Below are 21438 nucleotides of genomic sequence, written 5' to 3'. Positions count from 1 at the left end.
GAGCTTCGCCGAATGGTCGAGCGTGTTCGGCGACGCCAAGATGACCACCGCCCTGCTGGATCGGCTGACCCACCACTGCCACATCGTCGAAACCGGTAACGAGTCCTATCGCCTGCAACACAGTAGCCTGGCGGCCCAGGCCAAGATCAAATCACGGGAGCGAAAGCGTAAGGGCGGCCAGGAACCGGAGGACGATGAGTCGTTCTGATTTCATGGTGACGACGGCCTGCTGCATGGCTGCATGTGGCAGGTCTTCAACAGCTGAACTGGGACAGCGAGGGAGTGGGTTCAAAAGCAGCTGCGCTGGTAGACTTATCCACAGTTGCTGGTAACAAAATCAGCAATCCGCCCTGGGTCAAATTTCAATCGGCAGGGTGGGTCAATTTTCCATCAGCGCCAACAGTCATAGATCTTATTCCAACATCCCTTCGAAATCTACAAAAAATCCAAAATGGCAACTTCCACCAAACTCCATTTCCATACTAAATTGTTCAAATTAATACTTAACACGTACGCTTAATTAACTATTAAGGTGTTCAAATATTAGTTTTAAAGTCCTCTCAATCTCTCTGCTGCTCAGATCCGCCCGCCGACCCTCTCAGCACTTCCAGCGCCCCATCAAATCACTTCGTCAAATCCCCCCATCTGCATCATTTTCCAATGAGCGGAGTAGGGCGCCCCGGCAGGAATTCCAGGCAAAAAAAAGCCCGCGAAGGCGGGCTTGATGGTGACCGACAGGGGCCATGGTTGAAGCCCGGCCGGTCATCTATTTGTGAAAGCGTGCAGCTTTTCTGTGAACCTACAGGTGGTGTAGGTCCTTAAAACAGGGTCACTACGCATACGACTGATGTGATTTTTTCGGCAAGGTTGTTCGATACTGGATGATTATCTATACGCGTTATGTGTTATTTTTCACTCCGGTAATCGAGCCATGTCCAGGAGATCCTTGGTGAGTTCAGAAAAAAACACCCGCAAGCGAGCGGTCTACTGGGGCGTAGCGTTGCTGCTATCCCTGATTGGTGGCCCCTTCGCCTACAAATTCCTTGGGGTTAGCGACCTTAGGTTTAGCTTTTCCTCTGCTACACCAGAGGAAATTCAGGCGTCTACCCGTGATTCGAAATGCGCAACTCGGCTCCTAGTGAATGCCAACCGAAGCGCACAGGAAATTCGGGTTAAAGATCTGGAGTGGGTCAAGGAGCGCTGCGCGCTAGTCGAACGTCAGGCCGAAGCTTTCAAGGGGACTGCACCATGATTTCGTCTGGCCAGCAGCCCGCCAAAAATCAAATTCGGCGCAACTATGTGGTAGGCGCAGTCTGCATCGCAGCTTTTTCGGCGAGCTCATTCGCATACACGTTGCCCGGGCTTACCGCAAAGGCGGCATCGCTTGTGGTTGGGTACTGGGCGGCACTCCCGTTTGTACACTTGGCCACAGGGCATGGGTTCGGATTCAAGAAGAAGAAGCGGGCGATAGCCTCGGGCGGTTCTAGCGTAGATGGCCAGTGCTGTGGTGCTGAAGGTGAAGATGAGCAGCCTTCCCAAGCGCAGATTGAGGTTGCACTAGGAGATGATTCGGTGTCTACCTCGCGAACTCCCTCCAGTCCAAGCAATTAGCACAGGTTGAGTCGAGATGAAAAGAAAATTCGAGAATGGTAATTCTGGCTGGAAGACTAACTGGCTCGGCATTTGTGAGCGCCCTCGGTTCTTCACCATTGTTACACTCAAAGCGCTGGTAATGTTTGTTGTTTTAACTGTTCTGAGTTTGTTGCGCTCAGCTGTGGTTTTAGTAGTGGTTGTCTTGCTAGTTTCAATTGTCGGCAAGATTTTTATTACTGCTGAGCCCGTTGATGTGCGAAGTCTTGCTGTCTTAGATGGGGTGCCAGACTATTTTACTCTGATAGTCATGATTTTGGTTTGGCACGGGATAGTGTGCGATGTATTTGCGGCACTGCGAAAATGGCGGCAAAAGCGAATTCGGAGCCGAAACGAAATTAAAATGAGCTGAATTCGGTGATTGGTACGCTGGTTTTAACCCGCCATAGTTGCAATCCAGTTTGAGTGGCTAAAGCTTCTAAATTTGTACATACTGATTCGAGATAATGCATGATTATTTTTAAAAAAACGCCTACGCTGTATGAGCAGCTAGAAACCGGTAATATCTCATTTGCGTCTGCAATAAAGCTAAGTCGATTGGCTTTTCTCGTGTCCAAGCGAAGATTCGTTGAGTATTATTTGCCATTTCTAGCTCTGGTAGCGACTGTGTTAGCTTGTAGTAAGTTTCTACACAGTGAGGGGCGACCACCTTCTCACTATGTTGGAATACCGATGATGTATTTTGCCTGGTGTTCGTTTTTTGTTGTGAAGCTTTTCTGGGCGAATAAAGGTCGTTCGTATCTGGAATGGGTGGAAGACATGTTTGGCCCGAAAACGTGCAAAGCTGTGCTGGATTTTTTTCTGGCCGGTGAGCACTATGACGTAGTCCAGGAAGCAAAAGCTCAAGGTGAATACGTATCGTCATTGTACGTAAAGTCACTCAAACATTCGTCAACGGCTCAGCGTTCCGAGTGATGATATTGGGGCCGTATTCGGTCATTATTCAGCTGTAGGCTGATTCGGCCCTTTGAGTCTCTCGCCCTGGAGTTGAGGCCACATGAACGTTCAAGAGCAACTACGTCACCACGAAGCCCTGATCATTGCCGCACCAAGGCGTGTATTGGCTGGCGATGACGACTGGAAAAAGGACATCACACTTGACGCTGGGGTTTATGTGATATGGCAGGAGAGAACCCCAATCTACGTCGGCGAAACCTCGGCACTTCGCGCAAGAATGGGTGACCTCACCGTCTTTGAACACCATACCTTTGCGCGTAGAACCTGCGATTTGTTCGGGCTTGGAGCCAAGGATAGAAAGGGCCTAATCAGCGTATATTCGAGCAACTACGAACTGTCCTTCTGTGCGGTCCCGTTTGGGCGCAAGGAAATCGAGGAGTACTTGATTTTGCGCTGGCGTTCAAGTCTGTCGAACAAAGTCGCAGCGCGGCTGCTGTCGGGGCACCAATACAACTGGGTTGTGCCTGCTGCACCAGTCTTCGATACCGGTGCCGGAAGTGCTTCGGACATCCAGGCGAAGGAGCTCGATTTCGGATTGGCGGAAGCACTTTAGATCCTCCTTCGTTCTGTATTTTTTCAGCTATAAAGGTCTCATGATGTCGCTGAAAACTTAGGATATTTAGTGCTTTACTGGTCGTCTTCTCGGCCTTTGATGCCGTTTGACATTCAGTAAATCTTTCAGGATTATAGTTACGTGTTGCTGGCTTTCGGCCGTAATCCGCGACTGCGCATGTCAGCTCAGGCGCAGTCATGGCCCCATCCTGGAGAGTTTGAATGTCGATCCCAACACCGAGTGCCCAAACTTCAGGCCAGGCCGGCAATGATGCTTGCCTGGAGGCGGCCCTGCAGGAATTCCGCGATAAGATCCAGGCCGCTACTGGTCGAGCAGTGCTCCCCCTTGAGTTGGCGGCATTTCGCGCCCAAGTCGCTAATTGCATCGCTCATCGGCAGCCGCGGCTCGTGCAGCTGGGCCTTTGCGACTTTCAAACCCGCTCCGGCCGGGCAACCTTGATCGAAGTTACGTTCTGATCCGGCCGGCCACCCAGCGCGTGGTAGTTGCGTTCTAGGCCCCCAAACAACGAACATCGTGACCGAAACCCCGCTGTCAGCGCAGGCCAGGACCTCCAATAAGGTGTTCATCGCCGCTGGCGGCCTGTTCCAACCCAGCATTTTCACCAGTAAGGCCTGAGGCTTGAACGACCATATCCATCTAGCAGCTGAATACGAACAGACCCCCAACCGGGAGCTGCCGCATTCTGTTGAAGCCGAGCAGGCCATTCTAGGCGGATTGCTGAATGACCCGGGTGCTTGGGTCCGAGTCTCTGACCTGGTCGTCGAATCTGATTTCTTCCGCGCTGACCATAGGCTCATTTTCAAGGCAATTGCCAAGCTGCTTGAAGAGGGGCGGGCGCTTGATGTCGTCACAGCCCAAGAGGCCTTGGATCGTGCAGGAGAACTCTCGAACTCCGGTGGCTTGGCCTATCTGAAAGAACTTTCCGACAATACCCCGTCCGTCGCCAACATCGCGTCCTTTGCACGCGTTGTCAGCGAGCGGTCGCAGCTTCGAAAGATCATCGGAGTCTGCGGGGAGATCGAGCAAAGCGCCAGCTCCCCAGACGGCCGCTCCGCGGAAGATCTGGTGCATGATGCCGAAGCGAAAATGCTGTCTGTGGCCGGTCAACGGCCGAAGGAGGGCGGTCCGGTTGGCATCGAAACCCTGCTCAGGAAGGCCGTCGAGAAGATCGAGACAGCCCATGAATCAGGGCTTGAGTCCCTCGGCCAATCGACTGGCTTCGTTGACCTCGACAGCAAGTTGAGCCTGTTGCGTCCAGCTGACCTGGTCATCGTGGCCGGCCGGCCATCCATGGGGAAAACCACTTTTGCCATGAACATCGTGGAAGAGGCCGTTCTGCGATCGGAAAAAGTGGTCGTGGTCTACTCCATGGAGATGCCGGGCGATGCGCTGCTTACGCGCATGCTCGCCTCCATGGGGCGCATTGATCAGTCGCGGGTTCGTTCAGGGAAACTGTTGAACGAGGATTGGACCAAGCTGACCAAGGCTGCCAACGCACTCAACAAGAACGAGCGCTTCTTCATTGACGACACTCCGGCCCTGAGTCCTTCGGAGATGCGTAGCCGCACGCGTAGGCTTCGGCGAGTTCACGGTGAGATTGGCCTGATCATGGTGGATTACCTGCAGCTGATGCAGATCCCTGGGTACGGCGGCCTCAACCGGACCAATGAGATATCGGCCATCTCCAGGTCACTAAAGGCTCTGGCTAAGGAATTTGATTGCCCTGTGATTGCACTCTCGCAGCTCAATCGATCAGTTGAACAGCGCAAAGACAAGCGGCCAGTGAACTCCGATCTCCGCGAGTCCGGCGCCATTGAGCAGGATGCTGATGTGATCATGTTCGTGTACCGGGATGAGGTGTACAACCCCGACTCCCGGTTTGCCGGCACCGCCGAGATCATCATCGGCAAGCAGCGAGAAGGCCCCACCGGTTTCGTCCGGCTTGGCTTCGAGGGGCGATACACACGCTTCGTCAATTTGGAGCCGGGTACCCACGACTTCACCGATCAAGAAATGGGGATTGAGAGAATTGATCCCAACCCGCGGCTTGGCCGTATGCCTGTCCAGAAGCTCGTAGAAGGGGCTGCGAAGAAGGTTGAGGGCAAGGGCAGGGGGCGGCGCCGAAAAGGCGCGAGGAAGCCCCCGTGAAGCTCCTGTTACCTCGCCATTCGATAGTGCCACCAACTTACGGAATCAGATGCCCATATGAACGAAGATTACGCTCCAGAGCAGCTCGACCTACAGACATCCTCGCTGAAGGTGCCACCGCACTCGATTGAGGCTGAGCAGTCCGTGCTCGGTGGTCTCATGCTCGATAACAACGCCTGGGAGCGTGTGCTCGATCAGGTCTCCGACGGTGATTTCTACCGGCATGATCATCGGCTGATTTTCCGCGCCATCGCCAAGCTGGCGGACCTAAACGAGCCTTTCGACATCGTGACGCTGCACGAGCGTCTTGACAAGGAAGGGCTGAGCAGCCAGGTCGGCGGGCTGGCCTATTTGGCGGAGCTGGCCAAGAACACTCCGTCGGTGGCCAACATCAAGGCCTACGCTGCGATCATCCGGGAGCGGGCGACCCTGCGCCAGCTGATAAGCATCAGCACGGACATCGCGGACAGTGCCTTCAACCCAGAAGGGCGGAATGCTGCGGAGATCCTCGACGAGGCTGAACGGCAGATTTTCCAGATCGCTGAAGCTCGGCCGAAAACCGGCGGCCCGGTGGGTGTCAAAGACCTGCTGACCATGGCCATCGACCGCATCGACACGCTCTTCAACTCCGACAGCGACATTACCGGTGTGTCGACCGGCTTCACCGACCTGGACGAGAAGACCAGCGGCCTGCAGGCGGCCGACCTGATCATCGTGGCCGGCCGGCCTTCGATGGGCAAGACCACCTTCGCCATGAACCTGGTGGAGAACGCTGTGCTGCGGTCCGAGAAGGCGGTGCTGGTATTCTCGCTCGAAATGCCAGGTGAGTCGCTGATCATGCGTATGCTGTCGTCGCTCGGCCGCATCGACCAGACCAAGGTGCGATCCGGCCAGCTGGACGATGACGACTGGCCGCGACTGACCTCAGCAGTGAACCTGCTCAACAACCGCAAGCTGTTCATCGACGACACCGCAGGCATCAGCCCCTCGGAAATGCGAGCACGCACACGCCGCCTGGCCCGTGAGCACGGCGAGATTGGCATGATCATGGTCGACTATCTGCAGCTGATGCAGATCCCGGGCTCTGCCGGCGACAACCGGACCAACGAGATTTCCGAGATCTCCCGTTCCCTCAAGGCCCTGGCCAAGGAATTCAACTGCCCTGTCATCGCCCTGTCGCAGCTGAACCGATCCCTGGAACAGCGGCCGAATAAACGGCCGGTGAACTCCGACTTGCGTGAATCCGGTGCGATCGAGCAGGACGCCGACGTGATCATGTTCGTGTACCGGGATGAGGTGTATCACCCTGAGACCGAACACAAGGGCGTAGCCGAGATCATCATCGGCAAGCAGCGTAACGGTCCGATCGGCTTTGTGCGGCTGGCGTTCATCGGCAAGTACACCCGCTTCGAGAACCTCGCGCCGGGCATGTACAACTTCGACGATGATGAGTGATGATGCCCTGATCAGTTAGAGCCAGCCGCTATCCCCAGCCTCGCCGTCAAACGTGGTCGCGATGATCGCGCTAGGTTGGTAGCGGGGGCGGCTCATCATGTCCTACTGCTTTCATGCTCAATGTTGAGCATCTCCTGGATACGAAGCCTACATCCTAGCGGAGATGCCACATGCACAACCTGAACGTATCTGAACTGACCTGGCCCCAACAGGTAGCTCTCGACGACTACGTCATCTACACGCAGCGCCTTCCTTGCCAAGCTGTCGCTGCTGAGCAGTGGTTGGAACGGAAGCGAAAAGATTTTATCGAGCACATTATGCACATCAACGAGCAGGCCAGTTACACCGCCTTCCTTGCCCGCCTGATCAAAGAAACTCCCTCGCCCGCCGCCCGCCGAGCTGAACTGGCATCACGCCAATGAAGCCTCGGCTGCAGGTCCTGGTCTTGATCAAAGGAAAACCCCCGTTTAAAGAAGTTCAGTATATGAACTACAGAGAGTTAGTTGGTTCGAATAAAGCGCGACTCGGCCGTCTAGAGCTTGGCACAACTGCTTACTTTACGCCAGTTGTCACTAGTGATGGAGACATCCGTCTGACCATGGACGTCAACTACGTACGCTTGAAGGAGATGAAGACTGACAAATTTGGTAGTCTTACCGTTGACTACCCTGTCACTGATGGTTACGTGTATAAATCGACTGAAATTCTCCCTAATGGTGGTAAGCGCGAATATAGATCCACCGAAAAAAATGGTGATGAGTACATTTACATCGTCACAGCTACAAGGCAATAATTCCACGCACTACTGGTTCTTCCGTCGAATATAATTCGCGGTCTCGCATCGGTCTTCTCGCGCCAGCGCCAGAGCGACTGCCACTGGCTGCAGGCCTGGCGCTGCTTAAAGTTCGCGGCCGGCCTCCCACGACATCCCTCGCGGTTGGTGTTGAGCTCTGAAACCATGGGCGAAGGTTCGGATATCTCTACTTCGGGGATCGCTGACCTGACCATCGACCCGGCAGCGCAGATGACCGATGCCGGTGGTGCTGGCCGTTGGCCATGGCCACTGGGGATCACCGAAATCGAGCTTGAGGTGGTCACAAGGGCCCTAGCAGAAGAGTTCATCTCGCTGGAAGTTGAGGAGATGGGAACGACAGAGCCAAATCACGTCGGCAGCACTGCCCAGGCATGACTTAGATCATAAACTTGTGGTTTCCCTGATAGGCACATGTGCCTAGAATACGTGTAGGCACATGTGCCTATTCTTAAGGCTCGGAGGGTTGATGAACATCGAACAACGGGATGCCAACCGGCAAGCGTTCCTTGCGCTGCTGAAAAAGCACAAGGTGAAGCAGGGCGAGAGCGCGATGCTCATCAATGCCGTGACCCAGCGGCCCTGTTCAGTTCGTGCGGTTCGATCGTGGCTCAACGATCCGACCAAGAAATCATCCAGGCCTTGCCCATCCTGGGCGGTGAAAGCCTTGGAAGATGGGATCGTGTACATGCAGCGGTTGATGGAGCGTCGAAAGCAGCAGCAAGCTGCGCAGTCCACCGCTGAAGAGACCCAGCTCTAACTAGGCACACGTGCCTAACCATCATGTAGGCACAAGTGCCTACCTACCCCCTGCCTCGTACAAATGTAGACGCCCATTATTCACGGATGAGGGCGTGTAACCCCGTGATTTTTCTGTCCATGATGTGAGGTCGCCGATATTCCCGCTTGAGCGTTTCCAACTCGCGACTGCAACGGCAGGCAAGCGTTTTGGAATTGAAGACCCTGTCAAAGCCCTGCAAGAGCAAGAACAACGAAAGACGGTGCTAACCGTGCGAGAGGCCCTTCAGACCCTTCAAACGGTCCCTGACGAGCATCTGGATCTTCCCTTGGTCTGTGAGAACGACACGTTCTACTTCGACTGTTCCAGCACTTGGGAGCTCACTACACGCGATCGCCGTACGCATAGCTGGGCCGAGAAAAATGATCCGGAGCCGGCCATTCTCATCTGATCAACAGTCCTGCCGGTTCCTCGCCGCCAACTTTAAAGCCACGCGCTATACTGATAGCCCTGCCTGCAGTGACCTGTAAGCGGGGCGGGGCACTGTCAGTGCTTACGCAAGGTAGATGAATGACTCCAAACCCGCTGCCCGGAGTTGGGCAGGCCTGCACCTTCTTCGAGTGCTGGTAATAGCGTCAGGCTGGCGATGAAATGGACAGTCATGACGCTCACGAAATACGCTCTCCCAGTTGCGATTTCGAGATGTAGAGGTCCATGAGCATGATCGATCCGCAAGCCCTGAAACAGTTCGTGCTGGATGCCATCGAGAATGATATGGCGAACCTTGGTAGCTATCGTGAGCACCCGGATCCGGAGCGAACCCGGGTTTATCACATGGGGCGTCTAATGCTTCTGCGTGATTTCCGTGTGATCACCAAAACCGAACATGATCTGCTTCAAATTGAGCTGCTACGCACCTGTGTAGAAGAAGCTGACAAACGCGATGAAGAGATTGAAGGCTCACCAATGGACGAGACCCGCAATGCGAGCTGAAGGAGCTGCCTGGCAATCGGGTGCGCTTTAGGTGTGCTCCTAAGCCAGGCAGCAGGAAGCTCGTGTCGATTACGTCATCTGGGATATGCGTTTGTTGTAGAACGTCGTGTTGTCAGGGATGTCTTTGGTTACTAAGCTCATTGCTCCAATTGTCACATTATTCCCAATATTCACATCGTCGGAAATGATGCAGCTATTGGCCCCCAAACTAACGTCATCTCCAATTATCAGCGAATAATTTGCTCGGCCCATGGTTTTGATGCCGATCGTAGTATTCTGACGAATCATGAAATTTCTACCAATCTGGGCGTACCCACTTATCACAACACCTGGTAGATGGGCAATCCTAAGGCCCGGACCAATCTGCGCGTCCAAGCCTATGTCCAGTGAATATTTTCGATTAAGGCGCTGGCCCATACCCTGAGCATAAGCTCTTCGGATTCCACCCTTGGCGTGTAGATATTGAGCCAGTCGGAACAGGAAAAGATAACGCAGCACATTATACTTACGGACGCGCTTGAGTACATTGAAAAACAGACTTGTTTTTCTACATGACCGTTTCTTGTTTGAAACTTCCATGCGCCAGCATTCGATTAATTGTTCGTAATTCAAGATAGGTACCGGATGGATAATCTGTCTCGCTTGTATGATGGAGGACTAACGCTCACGCGTAAAGGGGCTCGGTAAGACTAGGGTTTGTTGAGGCTCTACCGATAGGTAATCCCGGCCTCGCCCCAGAATGAAAAACGCCCCCAGCAAAGCCGGGGGCGGTCGCGTGCATGCTCAAAACTCAGTTGCCTGAGGCTCAGTCATACGGGGTTTCGGCCGTGGATGGCAGGCCACGCTCTGCGCGGAATTCTTGGGCCATGTTTTCACGACGCATATCCGAGAGAATGTCGAACTCGCGCTCGTACTCAGGGTTGACACTGCCAGTAACTGCGTAGGCGGCTCGGACCTTCTGTGCTTGTGCTTCGATTGCGTTAGTCATGATATTCCTGAGTGAGGTTGGAGGGTTTTAGGGAGGACTGGGGGTCAGCTGGCCGCTGGCAATCGTTCATTCAGCTCTTTGAGCTTCTGGTCGTAGTGCTCAACCAGGTCGCTGTATTCCTTCGACTGCCAGCTTTCTAGGCCGCCGGCGTTTAGGACCTGCAAGCAGTAGTCTTTCTGTCCTTGAACAGACAGGATTTCGTCTTTGATCAGTTGCTGATAATGGTTCATGGTGTGTCCGCCCGATGCGTTGTTGGCTATGTACGCGGTGATGGCGCACATGCAAAAAGAAAATCCGGGCGATAAAAACCCCAGGCGAGCCCGGGGTGTGGTGCAGCGTTTGCCTAAGTGACCCTGGAGGCGCTATTCACCATCCGCGGCCTGGTCGCGAGGGCGAAGCAGGCGCACTGCATAGGTGCCGCTTACTACGTCGTCAACTTTGGCTGAAAAACGGCTGGTGCCCGCTTCAATAGCCTCAGTCGAGCAGTCTGGTGTGAAGCTCACAGTCGTTGTGCTCAGCACATTGTTGCCCTCGCTGTAGTATTCAGCGATCAGGCGCCTGGCACCGTCATCCCCGCCTTGCAGGTAAGCGATTGCCTCTTTGATGCCGACCGCTGTTTGGTACTGCTTTTTGGCCACACCAGAGGTGCAGTTGAAGCTCAGGTCGTCGACGATCAGCCAACCTTGAGACCCCAACCGATCAGCAATGAGCGTTTTCAGCGCATCGGCGTCATCTGCAGTGGTTACAGGTGAAGTTGTAGTCGGCTCACCTGGTAGGTGTTTTGCGTCGATCCGGTGAGCCAGATCCTCGGTCACAATGAAATGGGTGGAGCCAAAGGTTCGGACGACTCCACGCCCTTCGATTGGGGACTCCATGCGATCGAGGAGGGGTCTGGTGTCGCGAATCTCCACTCCCTCTCCGGTCTGGGAGATGCGCACGATGCACGCCATCTTGACGATGGTCCGTGCAAGCTCCGGCGTCAGGCAGTTCGCTACTTTTACGAGTGTTGTCATGGTTTCTCTCCTGAGGAATTGAACATCGTGCTCAGGGATGAGTTACACGGCAGAACAAGGACGCTGGCGCTCGCCGGCACATCCGTTACACGCGTGCGTGAGCCATCTCCATGGGCAAGTTCAACCAGATTTCCCTTCTGAGGAGTGCCCCATGAGCAGCAACAAAACCGTCCCTGTCGCCGAGTACCGCCGTGCCTATGACCGTCTCCACCGCAAGGTCAATGACTACCATGCCTGCTGCAGTGCCAATGAGGTATCCCATTGGAAAGAGATGACCCAACGTGTTTTGGCTGAGGTCTCGAACATTTCGTGCTCGCGTGCGAAACCTGATGATGTCGAAAACATGGCCAAAGCGCGAGCGAGGGTCGAGGGCTACCTGGCCGCAGCCGACGAGCGAATCGAGGCCTACAAACGCGCTGCGTGACGTTTTCAACGCGAGCAAAAAGTGATTATTGGCGGATGAGCAGTATGGAATACCTTCAATACACGCCGGCGCCGTCGGCACGCAGTGCTGATGTTCGCCGCATGCGTGCAGCATTGGCGAATGCAGGCTATATGGCCAGCGAGAACGATATCGAGCGGCTCTGGGATGACTACAGCTTCGCGAGACGCTTTTACAAGGCTGGTTGGTTTGATTTGCCCCAGGACGATGAACAACTGCTGGAGATTCTGCTTGTTGGGTTCAAGGTGAAGCCTATCCCCTACGACGATGACGATTCTATCCAGTGGCCGTCGCACTGGTAGTACCTTCCGCCGGGCCTGGTCCCCTAACGCTGCACCACCCCGTTCTGCTCACGCAGTTCGGGGTTTTTTACACCTGCGCTTCCTGCTCAGGAGGGTAATGTCAGGAAGGCGCAACTCAAAGAGCCTGCGGAGATCGGCTGCTGATATCCGCAGCTTCGCCCGCGGGAGCTGCCGTCTGGGGTGGCTTATCAGGTGTTGTTGGCCATTCCTAGCTATACGGCCAACCCACTCCTTGAGGAAGAACCCAATGCAAACCATGCCCGTGACCATCGCCATACTGCGCAACATTGCACCCGTTTCAGTGGGCGCCAGCCAGTTCAACGGAAAGCCAGTGTTCAAAGCCTACTCGAAGACCGTGGACCGCTATTTTGAGCTGCGCGGTGACGCCTCAACCAGCGATCACTATGCAGCACTGGTTGCCGAGTTCGGCGACGCAATCAGCAAGCCTGCGGCAGATCATGATGTCGAGCAATGCGCCCGGTGCTTCACCGATCTTGAAGTATTCCAGGTTGGCCTTTGCGACGACTGCCAAGCACTCGGTTGCTGAACCAATAACGTTTCATCCACCCGGCCCACGAGGCCGGGTTTTTTGTGCCTTGCAGATGGTGGGCAGGTAGTTCATTGTTGATTATTGTTGTCCTATAGTTTAAAAAAGAAGCTTCCCTCAGCCCTGCGTGGATGGGCCGAAGGTGGAAGGGGTCTGGATGACCAACTGTTGCCATACATAATTTTCGAGGACTCTGCATGCCTGATCCATTCGCACATCACCTGCGGCTTAAGCGCCCATGTGCGAACTGTCCATTTCTCAAGGAGGGAGCGATCGAGCTTGCGCCTGGGCGATTGGACGGGATTATTGAAGGGCTGATGGAGGATGATCAGAGTACATTCCAGTGCCACAAGACGGTCCACTCACGAAAAGGTGGTGAATGGGATGAAGACGGCAATTACAAGGCCTCGGGCCATGAAGCCATGTGTGCTGGTGCTGCGGCTTACCTGATGAAGAATAGAAGTCCCACGGTCGCCATGCGGTTTGCTTTTGCTACGGGAGCCGCAACGCCTAGTGACTGGGATGATGTAGCAGCTTCAATAATCGATTGAATCAGGCGGCATGCCGCCGGGCCTTCACAATTTCGGGTGCAAGAATTTGGAAAACGAAGTTCAACTCCAAGATCGTCCATTGACGCCAGACGAGTTCAGGAACCATTACAAGAAGCGGGGCTGGAACGGCCGTATGCTTGCCATTCGCTGGAAGAAAACAGCTGTATGGATCAGCAAGGTGGTCAACGATCCAGACCGTGATCCGCACTGGGATGACGCGGTCCGCGGCTTGCCAAAAATTGTGATCACCAAGAAGTCAAAGGCGAAGTAGGCGCGATCGGCACCGAGGATCCGCGCAGGTCTTGGCCGTCTGGCTCGTTATACTCCTGGCAAAATGAAAGTCGAATGAGGCGTATGTAATTGCGTTCCGCATCTCCCTGAGTCATGCAACGCAAGCCTCAGGAGATTGCACATGGGAACACTCAACTCGACCCCTACTGGTCCGGAGATGCCTCTCAAATTGTGGGGAGGAGAACAAGGCCAGCGGCTGCGTCGCGCCCAGGCACGTCACGAGAGAATGGTAGCCAAGGCGATCAACGGCAACGTATCTAGCCGCCGTCTCAAACAATTGGTCATGCGCTATGACCGGATACTTCTCGCCGCCGTAAAGCTCGTGCCTAGGTAGCAATGAATAATCACTACCATCAAAAAGCCTCAGCCTAGCTGAGGTTTTTTTTGCCCGCGGAAAGGCGATCGGCGCAGCTGCAGGGAGCCGGTGAGCTGGCTTCTTCATCTGATTTGTGCGTTTACGATACTTAACGCGTACGTGTAATATCTGCAGTATCTATCCAAGAGCCCGCCCCCAGCCATGCATACACCTTCCTCTGCTCGTGCAACCCAGCTGAGTAACCAGGTGCTGCCAGAGGCTGAAGCCTGATGCTCCCCGTCGACGAACTGAAGGCGGTCAGGGCCCGTGTCACAGAGTGCCTGGGGCTGGCGGCATCTCATCTTTCCCGCGACATTCCAGAGATACCGGTCCTGTTTAACCTCACTGGTAAATCCGGTGGCATGTTCAGGTACCGCAAAGACAAGGAGACTGGCCGGTGCTACGACCTGCAGTTCCGGTTCAACCGCATTTTGGCGCGAGAGAATCTCTCAGAGTACCTCGATCAAATCTGTCCGCATGAGGTCGCCCACTATGTCACTCACCTGGTGTGGGGGCAGAGGTCGATCCGCACGGGGCCGAATGGACCCAGATTATGGTTGAGGTGTTCAAGGTCCAGGCCGACAGATGTCACCAACTGGACACATCGAGATCGGTGAAGAGGGAGTTCCTGTACCAGTGCGGGTGTGAAGGTAGAACATTCCGGTTTTCGACCAAAAGGCACAACAGCATTGTCAGGGGCACAGCCCTATACAACTGCAGTGCTTGCGGTCAGCTCCTGGCTTTCATCCGAGAGGCTGATAAGGCTGCGGCCCAGGTCATCTCTAAGCTCTTCATTAGCACCTCGGGCCCCACGATCGACAGCGCTCAAGCGGACCGGATTGCCAAGCTCATCATTGATCACCAGGTGAACCAGGTCGTCATTGACTGCTTAATCACGGGTGAGCGCCACCGCCAACTGATAAGCAAGAAATTGAATGTCCCGTTGGCCTCAGTGGCCAGGCATACGACTCCCGACACTCTGCCAGGCGGGGTGACTCACGCCATCGTCTTCGGCGATGGCAAAGACGAGCGTCAAGGGCGCGTAGCCAAGGCTTTTGAGCAGCGAGGGGTGAAGGTGCGGATGGTGCGAGCAGGTGTTGGCTGAGGTGGCGGTTATGAAAGCGCCCATTACCACTGAAGCAATTTGTGTAGAGCCCACCATGCGTCATACCGAACCTACCCAGCAACACCCTGATGCCGCAGACACTTTCCGTCTGAAAGCATTCCGAGTCGTCACCGGCGAACTGTTCGCTGCAGCCAATGCGCAGCATGCGCTCGACATGGCCAAATCGCACCTCTCACAGCCCCAGCTCAGCCTGCGCGACGTCGTCGCGGCGAACCACTGGGATTGGGTGGTAGCGGATGAGAATGGCGCTGAGCTCGCCGCCGGCGCTTCGGCTCTACTCGCCCGGGCTACCGCACCGGGCTTGCTTGGTCGTTGCAGAACAGAACATTCCTACCAGACCGTGTTCGTCGAAGATCTGAGCGGAAGAGGCTTGGAATGGGCCATGCGTGAAGCGAGCTTCAAGGCATTTGGTTTCATGATGAGCACTGAGCCTGGCTGCCCAGTCGCCACTCAGAGGGACGCCGTTCGGCGTTGGCTTGGGGATGTCGTGAGCGTCCCTGCAGATCTACACCTCCTGGACGTGCAAGCGGCGTGAGCCTTTTGCATGCCGGCGCCATGCAACCAGCGCTAGGGGCGAGGCCACACGTCATACATGTCCGTGTGGGCCATCTCCACGTACAAACTTAACGCACATGAGGAGCCGCACCATGACTAACCCAAACCAAGCAGTAGCAGTCTCCACTGAAGGCCGTGTACCAGCTGATTGGAAAGCTCCTGATTTCTATCAGCCATTGGACCTTCTGCGGGCCAAGCTGGCGTTCCAGTTCGGCGATTTCGCACATCTTGTGCTCAGTCAGTTCGAAAAAGCGAAGACAGCCTACATGGGCCGTGATATGTCGCAGGCTCAGTTCCCCCGCACTGGCGAGGAGGCGATGATCGAGCTTGAGGTTCGAGCTCAAACCCTGCAGTGGGTTGTTGAAATGGCCGGTCTGACAGGGAAAGCTGTCGACTACGCAGCCAACCGCTATCACGAGGACACCGCGTTCCTGCTGGTCTACTCGATGCCAAACGAGGGTGCGCTTCAAACATTCCGCTGTGGTGGTGGTAGCCCGGGCGCCGCTCTTGCTCAATTCGCGCAGCAGAATCCAGATCGGGTTCATCTCGTGCAGGAAATCTACGTGGACAAACGAAGCCTTCAGCCGGCAGCGGCTTAACGATTCACCCAAACCCCACCGCTTAGGCGCTGGGGTTTTTTTACGCCTGCAGGAAGCTCTGGAGACCGGGTCAAATTTATTTTTTCAGCATGCATAACACGTATGTGTAATTTGCTTGTTGTGCGTTTCGGATACTGCCAGTAATATCGGTGCGTGTGAAAATGACAGCATGGTGACATCAAGCAGCCGTTTCTCTAGACGAAACGCTGGCGCCAGGCACATTGACCCAACCAATCACGAGGCCCAATCGATGACCCCTCAGGAACTGCTGCAACAGCCCGACGACCAGTACATGAACCCTGAGCAAGTAGCGTTCTTCAAAAACCTGCTGGCGAACGAAAGTGCTACAGCCATGGGACGCATCGAGCAGCTGCGCGTCGATCTGACGGGCTTGGAGAAAGCCCCTGATGAAGTGGACGCCGCACTGATCGAACAAGAGCGCCAGTCCATCCTGGGCAGCATCGAGCGTGAAAACCAAAGTCTGCGCGATATCAAGCTGGCCATGTCTGCGATTGCAGACGGTAGTTACGGCTGGTGCGAAGACACCGGTGAGCCGATTGGTCTCCGTCGCTTGCTCTCAAATCCTCGATCGCTCCTGACTGTCGAGGCCAAGGAGAGCCGCGAGAACAAATCCCGGCACCTTCGCGCTGCGTAATCACTTTTCACCTGAGACATCGCCAGCTCGCCATACTGAGGTTAATTCCCATGCTCAAGTCCCAGCCCCGCAATACATCCCGCACAGCAGATAAGTTCGTGGTGCGCCTGCCTGACGGCATGCGAGAGAAGATCGCTGAAATCGCGAGAGACAATCACCGCAGCATGAACTCGGAAATCATTGCTCGCCTGGACTTGAGCATCGAGCAGGATGAGCATGGCGACCTGACGGTGCGCACGCTGGCGCAGGTTACCCGGCGTTGTGAGGAGCTGGAGCAGGAGCTGGCGCAGATCAAGGCCGCTCAGGGCAAAGATACAACGAAGGCCGGTCTGCAGCAGCCGCCGCGGCTGTCGATCGCCGGCGCGCAGTGAGGGAAGACCGCCATGGGGAACCTGCTTGATGTAGCTCCTGGCGCAACTGGCGCCGGCACTGCCGACATTGCGGCGTTGCTCTTGAAGGCCGCCCAGCGGTATTTCTACTTGCGTGGCCCGCCCTCCGAACCGGGAAAGCCAATACCCCAATGGTGCGTATCGGCATCGACGCGCTGCTCAGCGGCGAATCGCTCGATGCTGAGGTCGACCGGGCCATGATCGAGGCGCATGCCGCGGGGCTCAGTGTTCCACCGGGAGCTAGCGGCCATGCCGGCAGCCATCAGTTCTCAACGGCAGAAGCGGTGTTTTTGCGAAAGCTGCTCGCAGCGCCACAACCAGCGCAGGCGGCCCAACTCTTGAAGTACGCAACCGCAGTAGGGGTTCGTGACACCGCGAATCTCTTTGCCAACTACATCGCGTACATGAACTCTCCGATGCCCTGGCTGCAGCAGACGGCCATTGAAGGCCCGCTCGCGACTTTCGGCATCTCCCCATCCAACCGTTTTGAAAATGCGCCTACTGAGCGCCAGCGGGCTACTGAGGGCAGTACGCGCCGCATCTGGTCACAGGCGGTACCCGAAAGTGCCGGCCATTTTTGGAACTGGAGCGGGAAGGAGGGCATTGATGCCTCCTTGTTGGTGGTCACCTGGTCGTCGGACTTAGGCAAGTTCTGCGTAGAAGGGGCACCTGGTACATCGCGACCGATCAGTTGTGAGGAGTGGGGAGGATGGTGGGCAGGGCTCGACCGGCCTAACCCAGCTCAAGAGATCGATTGCCTCCGCTACGCGGCTGCAGGCTGATCGACAGCTCACCTTCCCGGCAGATATCACTCAGCTGCTTCAACCTCAATTACTCAAGACTGCGCTCATAGGGGCGCTGTCATCACCGACATCACCTAACAAGGCATGACCATGTGGTTTAAGAATCTGACCGTTTACCGTCTGACCCAAGATATTGAATTCGCCACGGATACTCTCCAAGCCGCCCTGGCGTCGAAGCCGGCACGGCCGTGCGGTTCGCAAGAGCTGGTCACCTATGGCTTCATCGCGCCGCTGGGCAAGGGGGAGGAAGCTCCACTCGTTCACCAGAGCGGGAATTTCTTTCTGATCAGTGCTCGGAAGGAAGAGCGCATCCTGCCGGCAAGTGTTGTCAATGATGCTGTGAAGGAGAAGGTCGAGGAGATCGAGAACGCCCAGCAGCGCAAGGTCTACAAGAAAGAGCGTGACCAGATCAAAGACGAAACGATCCAGGCCATGCTGCCGAAGGCGTTTATCCGTCGGGGTGTGATAACAGCGGCCATCGCGCCCAAGCTCGGGCTGATCATCGTCAACAATGCCAGCGCCAAACGTGCAGAGGATCTGCTCTCCACCCTCCGTGAAGTAATGGGGTCCCTCCCGGTGCGCCCGGTGACTGTGAAGATCGCCCCGAGCGCGACCCTCACTGACTGGCTCAAAACCGGCCAGGCGAGCGAAGGTTTCTACGTCCTGGACGAATGTGAACTGAATGATACCCATGAAGATGGCGGATCAGTTCGCTGCAAGCGGCAGGACCTCACCAGCGACGAAATCAAAAATCACCTGGCGACTGGCAAGGTCGCGACCAAGCTTTCGCTGGCTTGGCAGGACAAATTGTCGTTTGTCCTCGACGACAAGCTGGTGATCAGGCGCTTGAAGTTCGAAGAGTTGCTTCAGGAGCAGGCCAGCCAGGATGGAGGAGAGGATGCGCTGGCGCAGGCTGACGCTACGTTCGTGTTGATGATGATGACCTTCGCCGAATTTCTCCCAGCTCTGTACGAGGCGCTGGGTGGGGAGGAAGTGCCGGCGTCCATCTGAATCAAGCAGGACATCAAGCCTCCGCCGTGGCGGGGGCTTTTTTTGCACGTAAAAAGTATGGAGTCTTGTTCCGCATTCCAGGTGTGTACGGACAACCAGTTTGTCATTTCCCCGATCGGGCTCAGTCCCCGTCAGGGGAGCTGTGTCGACTACTTGGAGCAGCATAATGACCACCATCATCAACGCAAAAATTGGCGAATCGAAAGGCGTTTCACGTGTCTTCATGGAGGGCCGTCACCTGCTGACAGCGGGTGTTCAGATTGGCAAAAAATACTCGATCAAGTCTGACAAGGTTGCCCGACGTCTAGAACTAATTGAGGTTCAATCCGGCTTTGCCGGAAAGTGCATCAGCGTTTCAAAACGAGAGCGTAATGGGATTGTTCATCCAGTAATCGATCTGCGATCTGAGCAAATTCGTGAAGTCTTTGAAGATGATCATAAGGTCCGGGTTGCGATTCGTCGTGGCCGGATTGTGATCACTGCACTGCAGATTCAAACCAAGATCCGCGAGCGCCTCAAGCGCATGAAGGATAAGTTGGAGCGAGGTGCAAAGCTCGCAGTTGCGAGCATCTTTCACGGCGGGGGTATCGCGGATAAAGCAGTTCACTCGGGGTTGATGCGTTCGGGTGTTGGGTCATTCATTCAAGTTGGTGTTGAGATTGAGGGTGAGTATCTTGACTGCTCAATGCGCAATAATAGCGAGCTATGGACTGAAGACTCAATTGCAATTGAATCTGACGTTCGTGATGTATGGTTGGGAGATAATACCCCTCAGTGTGATGTACTCATCGCCGGAGTGCCCTGCCTGGGAGCGAGTAGAGCGGGCCGCAGCCGGTTGAAGCTTGAGCATGCCGAATGCCATGACGGTGCTGGCGCATTATTCGTGGACTATCTGAATTGGTTGCGGCACGTAAATCCATGCGTTGCAATCCTTGAAAATGTTGGGGAGTACGCGAATACAGCATCAATGGCCGTGATACGCAGCGTGTTTAGCCACCTAGGGTATAAAGTTCATGAGGCTATTCTTGATGGCTGGGACTTTGGAACGCTAGAGCGTCGTAAGCGTTTGGTTGTAGTAGCGATGACCCCGGGCATTGGCGATAGTTTCTCATTCGAAAATCTTAAGCAAAACAGAGTTCGTGAATCGTGTATCAACGACATTCTGGATGAGGTTCCGTTCGATGATCCATCCTGGAAGGACTATGAGTATCTTGCAAAGAAGGAAGCGCGTGATATTGCACATGGCAAGGGGTTCATGCGTCAACTTTTGACAGGTGAAGAAGATGGTTGCGGGGTTCTCAGTCGCGGCTACAAGCGCGGCCGTTCAACTGAGCCATACCTGCTTCATCCAGAGAATCCGGCGCTGAGCAGGTTGTTCACCAAGGCCGAGCATGAAAGACTAAAAGGAATGCCAGCCGGAATTACCGATGGTGTTTCGGAAACTACAGGCCATCAGATTTGCGGCCAAAGCGTCAGCTTTCCGAAATTTGTCTCAGTGGGCGAGGAAGTGGGTAGGTCTCTGATGGCATCACGCAATAATATAGTCAACTTCCCCATTCGGTCTACTCATGCCAGCAAGGATGAGTCGGCAGGTGCGGATTTAGACAAATTCCAAACTGGATCATTGGCTTTGCTGATCTGATTGGTTGATTTTTCGCTTCAAACGCAACATATACCCGGTTCGCTTATGCGAATCGGGTTTTTCTTTGCTCGCTGAAATTGTTTCAGACGCTTGATGGCGCTCAGCTAATTTGCTATACATGAGTCACTAGTTATCCCAGAGAGGGGGCAAGCACATGAAAGCGATCACTTTCGCTTCTGAATTTATGAGTGCGGCTAAGCAGGCACCTCGCATCTATTTTGCGCCTGTGATTGGTGCCTATAAGGCCATCAAGGCTGAAATGGCTAAGGCTGGCGGCGGCGACCGCTCAGCCAAAACCACCGCCAAGCACTGACCTTCACAAAGAACCCGCCGATCGAGCGGGTTTTTTGTGCCTGTGGTTTACTGGTTTCTGTGAAGCATCCCCTTGGAGCAAGTTAACTTTCAGGGGGCCATCATGCTTCTCGCAATCAACGATCCTGCTGTTCAATCCGCTTTGATAAATGCATTTGCTGCTGTCACCAGTACCGTCCTGGCTGCGTCCTCGGCCGCTCTGATCGGAAAGAAATTTTCGGACCGAAAAAAACTGGAGCAGTCCTTGGAGCTGTGTCAGAAGGACGTCGAATTCTTACTCCAGGTGGAGGCAGAGCACGTCGAGCTCCACAAGGAGCGGGGTGACAAATCCAACAAGCTGAAGGTCCGTGAGCGAGTGAGGGATCTCGGCTTCTCGTTCTCAGGCAAATTCACACCAGGTCGGCTGCGGCAGGCCCGGCAGAGCTGATCGAGATATTTCACCCAGCCAGGTTATGCCTGGCTTTTTTTGTGCCTGTCGATTACACACCCGCGTTACGCATCTCCAGGGGCTAGGTCTACCGCAAGAAGGC

Annotated in this window: 30 protein-coding genes and 1 pseudogene; 26 read left to right on the top strand and 5 right to left on the bottom strand. The window is 55.0% G+C overall.

Features of this window, described 5'->3' with window-relative positions; all coding sequences use genetic code 11:
* The 4 genes and pseudogenes from istB to MF6396_RS25590 form a co-directional block, all read left to right on the top strand.
* A pseudogene (istB, locus tag MF6396_RS25605) lies at positions 1 to 208 on the top strand (IS21-like element ISPst3 family helper ATPase IstB); the annotation flags it as partial.
* A 1419-nt stretch (positions 209 to 1627) separates the two neighbouring features.
* Complete coding sequence (locus MF6396_RS28545) at positions 1628 to 2002, top strand: hypothetical protein (protein WP_153046122.1); 375 nt, start codon at positions 1628 to 1630, stop codon at positions 2000 to 2002.
* Positions 2003 to 2100: 98 nt separating this feature from the next.
* Positions 2101 to 2565 carry a hypothetical protein gene (locus MF6396_RS28540; RefSeq protein WP_153046121.1) on the top strand — a complete coding sequence of 155 codons (465 nt, stop codon included), beginning with the start codon at positions 2101 to 2103 and terminating at the stop codon, positions 2563 to 2565.
* An 82-nt stretch (positions 2566 to 2647) separates the two neighbouring features.
* On the top strand, positions 2648 to 3160 hold the full coding sequence (locus MF6396_RS25590) for a hypothetical protein (protein WP_064493350.1): 513 nt from the start codon (positions 2648 to 2650) through the stop codon (positions 3158 to 3160).
* Positions 3161 to 3411: 251 nt separating this feature from the next.
* On the opposite strand, the gene MF6396_RS28715 is transcribed toward MF6396_RS25590, so the two are convergent.
* The gene (locus MF6396_RS28715) at positions 3412 to 3594 is read right to left on the bottom strand and encodes a hypothetical protein (protein ID WP_064493349.1); all 183 of its coding nucleotides are present in this window, start codon (positions 3592 to 3594) and stop codon (positions 3412 to 3414) included.
* Positions 3595 to 3799: 205 nt separating this feature from the next.
* Between MF6396_RS28715 and dnaB (MF6396_RS25580) the strand changes: the two genes are divergently transcribed.
* The 7 genes from dnaB (MF6396_RS25580) to MF6396_RS25545 all read left to right on the top strand — a co-directional run bounded on the left by dnaB (MF6396_RS25580) (position 3800) and on the right by MF6396_RS25545 (position 9327).
* Positions 3800 to 5329, top strand: a complete 1530-nt coding sequence (dnaB, locus tag MF6396_RS25580) for a replicative DNA helicase (protein ID WP_064493348.1) — start codon at positions 3800 to 3802, stop codon at positions 5327 to 5329.
* Between the two features lie 57 nt (positions 5330 to 5386).
* On the top strand, positions 5387 to 6784 hold the full coding sequence (gene dnaB, locus MF6396_RS25575) for a replicative DNA helicase (RefSeq protein ID WP_064493347.1): 1398 nt from the start codon (positions 5387 to 5389) through the stop codon (positions 6782 to 6784).
* A gap of 170 nt (positions 6785 to 6954) precedes the next feature.
* Entirely contained in the window at positions 6955 to 7206 is a 252-nt protein-coding gene (locus MF6396_RS25570) for a hypothetical protein (protein WP_064493346.1), read from the top strand.
* 62 nt (positions 7207 to 7268) lie between these two features.
* Positions 7269 to 7577, top strand: a complete 309-nt coding sequence (locus MF6396_RS25565; protein WP_064492252.1) for a hypothetical protein — start codon at positions 7269 to 7271, stop codon at positions 7575 to 7577.
* Positions 7578 to 7727: 150 nt separating this feature from the next.
* Entirely contained in the window at positions 7728 to 7973 is a 246-nt protein-coding gene (locus tag MF6396_RS25560) for a hypothetical protein (RefSeq protein ID WP_153046120.1), read from the top strand.
* A 91-nt stretch (positions 7974 to 8064) separates the two neighbouring features.
* Positions 8065 to 8355, top strand: a complete 291-nt coding sequence (locus MF6396_RS25555; RefSeq protein ID WP_064492250.1) for a hypothetical protein — start codon at positions 8065 to 8067, stop codon at positions 8353 to 8355.
* Positions 8356 to 9054: 699 nt separating this feature from the next.
* On the top strand, positions 9055 to 9327 hold the full coding sequence (locus MF6396_RS25545; RefSeq protein ID WP_078481810.1) for a hypothetical protein: 273 nt from the start codon (positions 9055 to 9057) through the stop codon (positions 9325 to 9327).
* A 69-nt stretch (positions 9328 to 9396) separates the two neighbouring features.
* Here the strand turns inward: MF6396_RS25545 and MF6396_RS25540 are convergent, their stop codons facing one another.
* The 4 genes from MF6396_RS25540 to MF6396_RS25525 all read right to left on the bottom strand — a co-directional run bounded on the left by MF6396_RS25540 (position 9397) and on the right by MF6396_RS25525 (position 11328).
* Positions 9397 to 9939: a serine acetyltransferase gene (locus tag MF6396_RS25540; RefSeq protein ID WP_064492247.1), complete on the bottom strand. Its 543-nt coding sequence runs from the start codon at positions 9937 to 9939 to the stop codon at positions 9397 to 9399.
* A 193-nt stretch (positions 9940 to 10132) separates the two neighbouring features.
* The gene (locus tag MF6396_RS25535) at positions 10133 to 10315 is read right to left on the bottom strand and encodes a hypothetical protein (RefSeq protein ID WP_064492246.1); all 183 of its coding nucleotides are present in this window, start codon (positions 10313 to 10315) and stop codon (positions 10133 to 10135) included.
* 44 nt (positions 10316 to 10359) lie between these two features.
* Positions 10360 to 10596, bottom strand: a complete 237-nt coding sequence (locus MF6396_RS25530; RefSeq protein WP_177346350.1) for a hypothetical protein — start codon at positions 10594 to 10596, stop codon at positions 10360 to 10362.
* A gap of 81 nt (positions 10597 to 10677) precedes the next feature.
* Entirely contained in the window at positions 10678 to 11328 is a 651-nt protein-coding gene (locus MF6396_RS25525; RefSeq protein ID WP_064492245.1) for a hypothetical protein, read from the bottom strand.
* A gap of 151 nt (positions 11329 to 11479) precedes the next feature.
* Between MF6396_RS25525 and MF6396_RS25520 the strand changes: the two genes are divergently transcribed.
* From MF6396_RS25520 to MF6396_RS25450, 15 genes are all read left to right on the top strand, one after another.
* Positions 11480 to 11752 (top strand): hypothetical protein, encoded by a 273-nt coding sequence (locus MF6396_RS25520; RefSeq protein WP_064492243.1) that lies wholly within the window; start codon positions 11480 to 11482, stop codon positions 11750 to 11752.
* A gap of 44 nt (positions 11753 to 11796) precedes the next feature.
* Complete coding sequence (locus MF6396_RS25515) at positions 11797 to 12072, top strand: hypothetical protein (protein ID WP_064492242.1); 276 nt, start codon at positions 11797 to 11799, stop codon at positions 12070 to 12072.
* Between the two features lie 247 nt (positions 12073 to 12319).
* Positions 12320 to 12619, top strand: coding sequence for a hypothetical protein (locus MF6396_RS25510; protein ID WP_064492241.1), 300 nt, complete (start codon positions 12320 to 12322; stop codon positions 12617 to 12619).
* 197 nt (positions 12620 to 12816) lie between these two features.
* A complete protein-coding gene (locus MF6396_RS25505; protein ID WP_023383699.1) occupies positions 12817 to 13170 on the top strand; it encodes a hypothetical protein in 354 nt (117 codons plus the stop codon).
* Positions 13171 to 13303: 133 nt separating this feature from the next.
* Positions 13304 to 13441 carry a hypothetical protein gene (locus MF6396_RS29100; RefSeq protein ID WP_223843661.1) on the top strand — a complete coding sequence of 46 codons (138 nt, stop codon included), beginning with the start codon at positions 13304 to 13306 and terminating at the stop codon, positions 13439 to 13441.
* 928 nt (positions 13442 to 14369) lie between these two features.
* Positions 14370 to 14921 (top strand): hypothetical protein, encoded by a 552-nt coding sequence (locus MF6396_RS25490; protein WP_177346349.1) that lies wholly within the window; start codon positions 14370 to 14372, stop codon positions 14919 to 14921.
* A 10-nt stretch (positions 14922 to 14931) separates the two neighbouring features.
* Positions 14932 to 15477, top strand: coding sequence for a hypothetical protein (locus tag MF6396_RS25485; RefSeq protein WP_177346348.1), 546 nt, complete (start codon positions 14932 to 14934; stop codon positions 15475 to 15477).
* Between the two features lie 112 nt (positions 15478 to 15589).
* Complete coding sequence (locus MF6396_RS25480) at positions 15590 to 16096, top strand: hypothetical protein (RefSeq protein ID WP_064492240.1); 507 nt, start codon at positions 15590 to 15592, stop codon at positions 16094 to 16096.
* Between the two features lie 250 nt (positions 16097 to 16346).
* On the top strand, positions 16347 to 16751 hold the full coding sequence (locus MF6396_RS25475; protein WP_064492239.1) for a TraR/DksA family transcriptional regulator: 405 nt from the start codon (positions 16347 to 16349) through the stop codon (positions 16749 to 16751).
* Positions 16752 to 16801: 50 nt separating this feature from the next.
* Positions 16802 to 17122 carry an Arc family DNA-binding protein gene (locus tag MF6396_RS29645; RefSeq protein WP_078481808.1) on the top strand — a complete coding sequence of 107 codons (321 nt, stop codon included), beginning with the start codon at positions 16802 to 16804 and terminating at the stop codon, positions 17120 to 17122.
* Positions 17123 to 17271: 149 nt separating this feature from the next.
* Positions 17272 to 17922: a hypothetical protein gene (locus MF6396_RS25465; protein WP_177346347.1), complete on the top strand. Its 651-nt coding sequence runs from the start codon at positions 17272 to 17274 to the stop codon at positions 17920 to 17922.
* A gap of 111 nt (positions 17923 to 18033) precedes the next feature.
* The gene (gene rdgC, locus MF6396_RS25460) at positions 18034 to 18954 is read left to right on the top strand and encodes a recombination-associated protein RdgC (protein WP_064492237.1); all 921 of its coding nucleotides are present in this window, start codon (positions 18034 to 18036) and stop codon (positions 18952 to 18954) included.
* A gap of 166 nt (positions 18955 to 19120) precedes the next feature.
* A complete protein-coding gene (locus tag MF6396_RS25455; RefSeq protein ID WP_064492236.1) occupies positions 19121 to 20596 on the top strand; it encodes a DNA cytosine methyltransferase in 1476 nt (491 codons plus the stop codon).
* Positions 20597 to 20750: 154 nt separating this feature from the next.
* Positions 20751 to 20909 (top strand): hypothetical protein, encoded by a 159-nt coding sequence (locus MF6396_RS28710; RefSeq protein WP_155741810.1) that lies wholly within the window; start codon positions 20751 to 20753, stop codon positions 20907 to 20909.
* A gap of 102 nt (positions 20910 to 21011) precedes the next feature.
* Positions 21012 to 21335 (top strand): hypothetical protein, encoded by a 324-nt coding sequence (locus tag MF6396_RS25450; protein ID WP_064492293.1) that lies wholly within the window; start codon positions 21012 to 21014, stop codon positions 21333 to 21335.
* Positions 21336 to 21438 lie beyond the last annotated feature (103 nt).

The organism is Pseudomonas sp. MF6396 (assembly GCF_002018915.1).
Lineage (GTDB): Bacteria > Pseudomonadota > Gammaproteobacteria > Pseudomonadales > Pseudomonadaceae > Aquipseudomonas > Aquipseudomonas palmensis.
This window is presented reverse-complemented; position numbering and strand designations above follow the sequence as displayed.

What these genes read in the sequence shown, in the direction of transcription:
- MF6396_RS28545 (WP_153046122.1), top strand. Translation starts at nt 1,628, where the DNA reads ATGAAAAGAAAATTCGAGAATGGTAATTCTGGCTGGAAGACTAACTGG.
- MF6396_RS28540 (WP_153046121.1), top strand. Translation starts at nt 2,101, where the DNA reads ATGATTATTTTTAAAAAAACGCCTACGCTGTATGAGCAGCTAGAAACC.
- MF6396_RS25590 (WP_064493350.1), top strand. Translation starts at nt 2,648, where the DNA reads ATGAACGTTCAAGAGCAACTACGTCACCACGAAGCCCTGATCATTGCC.
- dnaB (WP_064493347.1), top strand. Translation starts at nt 5,387, where the DNA reads ATGAACGAAGATTACGCTCCAGAGCAGCTCGACCTACAGACATCCTCG.
- MF6396_RS25570 (WP_064493346.1), top strand. Translation starts at nt 6,955, where the DNA reads ATGCACAACCTGAACGTATCTGAACTGACCTGGCCCCAACAGGTAGCT.
- MF6396_RS25565 (WP_064492252.1), top strand. Translation starts at nt 7,269, where the DNA reads ATGAACTACAGAGAGTTAGTTGGTTCGAATAAAGCGCGACTCGGCCGT.
- MF6396_RS25555 (WP_064492250.1), top strand. Translation starts at nt 8,065, where the DNA reads ATGAACATCGAACAACGGGATGCCAACCGGCAAGCGTTCCTTGCGCTG.
- MF6396_RS25545 (WP_078481810.1), top strand. Translation starts at nt 9,055, where the DNA reads ATGATCGATCCGCAAGCCCTGAAACAGTTCGTGCTGGATGCCATCGAG.
- MF6396_RS25535 (WP_064492246.1), bottom strand. Translation starts at nt 10,315, where the DNA reads ATGACTAACGCAATCGAAGCACAAGCACAGAAGGTCCGAGCCGCCTAC.
- MF6396_RS25530 (WP_177346350.1), bottom strand. Translation starts at nt 10,596, where the DNA reads ATGTGCGCCATCACCGCGTACATAGCCAACAACGCATCGGGCGGACAC.
- MF6396_RS25525 (WP_064492245.1), bottom strand. Translation starts at nt 11,328, where the DNA reads ATGACAACACTCGTAAAAGTAGCGAACTGCCTGACGCCGGAGCTTGCA.
- MF6396_RS25520 (WP_064492243.1), top strand. Translation starts at nt 11,480, where the DNA reads ATGAGCAGCAACAAAACCGTCCCTGTCGCCGAGTACCGCCGTGCCTAT.
- MF6396_RS25515 (WP_064492242.1), top strand. Translation starts at nt 11,797, where the DNA reads ATGGAATACCTTCAATACACGCCGGCGCCGTCGGCACGCAGTGCTGAT.
- MF6396_RS25510 (WP_064492241.1), top strand. Translation starts at nt 12,320, where the DNA reads ATGCAAACCATGCCCGTGACCATCGCCATACTGCGCAACATTGCACCC.
- MF6396_RS25505 (WP_023383699.1), top strand. Translation starts at nt 12,817, where the DNA reads ATGCCTGATCCATTCGCACATCACCTGCGGCTTAAGCGCCCATGTGCG.
- MF6396_RS29100 (WP_223843661.1), top strand. Translation starts at nt 13,304, where the DNA reads ATGCTTGCCATTCGCTGGAAGAAAACAGCTGTATGGATCAGCAAGGTG.
- MF6396_RS25490 (WP_177346349.1), top strand. Translation starts at nt 14,370, where the DNA reads ATGGTTGAGGTGTTCAAGGTCCAGGCCGACAGATGTCACCAACTGGAC.
- MF6396_RS25485 (WP_177346348.1), top strand. Translation starts at nt 14,932, where the DNA reads ATGAAAGCGCCCATTACCACTGAAGCAATTTGTGTAGAGCCCACCATG.
- MF6396_RS25480 (WP_064492240.1), top strand. Translation starts at nt 15,590, where the DNA reads ATGACTAACCCAAACCAAGCAGTAGCAGTCTCCACTGAAGGCCGTGTA.
- MF6396_RS25475 (WP_064492239.1), top strand. Translation starts at nt 16,347, where the DNA reads ATGACCCCTCAGGAACTGCTGCAACAGCCCGACGACCAGTACATGAAC.
- MF6396_RS29645 (WP_078481808.1), top strand. Translation starts at nt 16,802, where the DNA reads ATGCTCAAGTCCCAGCCCCGCAATACATCCCGCACAGCAGATAAGTTC.
- MF6396_RS25465 (WP_177346347.1), top strand. Translation starts at nt 17,272, where the DNA reads ATGGTGCGTATCGGCATCGACGCGCTGCTCAGCGGCGAATCGCTCGAT.
- rdgC (WP_064492237.1), top strand. Translation starts at nt 18,034, where the DNA reads ATGTGGTTTAAGAATCTGACCGTTTACCGTCTGACCCAAGATATTGAA.
- MF6396_RS25455 (WP_064492236.1), top strand. Translation starts at nt 19,121, where the DNA reads ATGACCACCATCATCAACGCAAAAATTGGCGAATCGAAAGGCGTTTCA.
- MF6396_RS28710 (WP_155741810.1), top strand. Translation starts at nt 20,751, where the DNA reads ATGAAAGCGATCACTTTCGCTTCTGAATTTATGAGTGCGGCTAAGCAG.
- MF6396_RS25450 (WP_064492293.1), top strand. Translation starts at nt 21,012, where the DNA reads ATGCTTCTCGCAATCAACGATCCTGCTGTTCAATCCGCTTTGATAAAT.